Raw genomic sequence first — 1,693 nt, forward strand, 5'->3', positions numbered from 1 at the left:
ATCGTTTGAAGGATAAAAAAAGAATTGGGATTCAGCCCCAGGTTGAAACTTAATACGAGATCAAAGGGGTCAATTTTACTTTGCCATTTGTAAGGTAAAAGGGGGCAATTTTAGAATGCCGTTGACATCAGAGATGGAAAATGGCCGTTTTACAGGTTCATTTGACATATTTGAACGTGTGCTTGATGGTGTTGGTTTACAATTCGAAGTGAGTAAAAAAAATTGTAAATTGCCACAGTGGGATGAAATTGAAGAAATATTTTCAGAATATGATAAATAAACAGCTTTTTTACACAAACATTCAAAAGGTGAATTCTCCCCAATCCATTCAAATTAATTTTTTTATATGAAAGCTGATTGAAATACACATCTAGATCATAAATCTGATTAGATAAATGCGGATCAAATCGACATCCATTTTTAAGAGAGTTTTAAGGTTAAGAACTTAAATTAATCAAATTTCGTCTTAACTGAATCATTTCTATGTCCCCTGATCGTTCACTTTATAAAGGCACTTCCGGAATACAACGTATTTTCAATGCTACCCGTTATTCCATGGCTGGTTTGAAAACCGCCTTTCAAAATGAGGCCGCCTTCCGGCAGATCCTGCTGATTAATCTTATTTTGATTCCTCTAAGCTTTTGGATGCCAGTTAGCCGAGTTGAGCAAGCGCTCATGGTCGCCGTGTGCCTGTTGGCGCTGATCATTGAACTGATTAACTCAGCGATAGAGGCAGTGGTAGATCGTATTTCCATGGAACGGCATGAACTGTCTAAAAATGCCAAGGATATGGGCAGTGCGGCTCAGTTTGTAGCACTTAGTTTAATTACCGTGACCTGGGGCATCATTTTGGCTGGTCATTTGATTTGACCTCTGCTCTTGCTACTGCCTGAAATGGACAACTTAAAAATGATCACTGACCGTTCCCGGTTTTTACTGACCCAAACTTTACTTTTGATCTTCAGTTTTTTGATTCTTCTCAACTTCTTTGACATTGGAGGAGTGCTGGACTTACAGCTCATCTATCCCTTTATCGATGATCATGGTCAATTTCCCCTTCGAAAACAATGGGCACTGGCAGAACTCAATCATCGCTATGTGAAAGACCTGCTGATTCTGGTGTATATCACATTATTACTGGCCTGGTTGGCATCACTAAAATGGCAGAACTGGCATACGCGGCGCTGGGAATTTGGCTATTTCTTTAGCATGGTGGTGCTGACCACGGCCTCGATCGGAATTTTAAAATCTCAGTCGGCCCATGCCTGTCCCTGGGATATGACCATACCTACCCATAACGGGATTTTGTGGGATTTTAGTGCTACTGCGGGCCACTGTTTTCCTGGAGGGCATGCATCTAGTGGTTTTGCGTTGATGGCTGGTTATTTTGTTTATCGCATTTCTAACCGCAAGCGTGCTTATTTTCTTCTGATCGCTGCAGTAATTTTAGGGTTGGCCATGGGCTGGGCACAAATGATGCGCGGAGCACATTTCCTGAGTCATAATTTATGGACTGGCTGGATTATCTGGTGCATCAATGTCATTGGCTATACGCTGTTTAGCCACAAACTAAATTTAGTTGCTAATCCCAATAAGCTATTCACTAACTTGTAAATATCGGTATACCGCCTGACGACTAATCCCAAAAGCTTTCCCTAATGCCATTTTCGATGGATACTTCCCCTCCTTCCAT

2 protein-coding genes and 2 pseudogenes are annotated in these 1,693 nt (G+C 41.2%); 3 read left to right on the forward strand and 1 reads right to left on the reverse strand.

What is annotated here, in order from left to right:
* Positions 1-127: 127 nt before the first annotated feature.
* From AC07E5_RS09815 to AC07E5_RS09825, 3 genes and pseudogenes are all read left to right on the forward strand, one after another.
* Positions 128-280 (forward strand): annotated as a pseudogene (locus AC07E5_RS09815) (transcriptional regulator); the annotation flags it as partial.
* Between the two features lie 203 nt (positions 281-483).
* A complete protein-coding gene (locus AC07E5_RS09820) occupies positions 484-870 on the forward strand; it encodes a diacylglycerol kinase (protein ID WP_498625351.1) in 387 nt (128 codons plus the stop codon).
* Between the two features lie 39 nt (positions 871-909).
* On the forward strand, positions 910-1,614 hold the full coding sequence (locus tag AC07E5_RS09825) for a phosphatase PAP2 family protein (protein ID WP_498625352.1): 705 nt from the start codon (positions 910-912) through the stop codon (positions 1,612-1,614).
* Here AC07E5_RS09825 and AC07E5_RS09830 read toward each other — a convergent pair.
* Positions 1,597-1,693, reverse strand: a pseudogene (locus AC07E5_RS09830) (DNA-binding protein); the annotation flags it as partial. The gene AC07E5_RS09825 and the pseudogene AC07E5_RS09830 sit on opposite strands and share 18 nt — an antisense overlap.

The sequence above is a fragment of the Acinetobacter seohaensis genome, from assembly GCF_056431365.1.

What these genes read in the sequence shown, in the direction of transcription:
- AC07E5_RS09820 (WP_498625351.1), top strand. Translation starts at nt 484, where the DNA reads ATGTCCCCTGATCGTTCACTTTATAAAGGCACTTCCGGAATACAACGT.
- AC07E5_RS09825 (WP_498625352.1), top strand. Translation starts at nt 910, where the DNA reads ATGATCACTGACCGTTCCCGGTTTTTACTGACCCAAACTTTACTTTTG.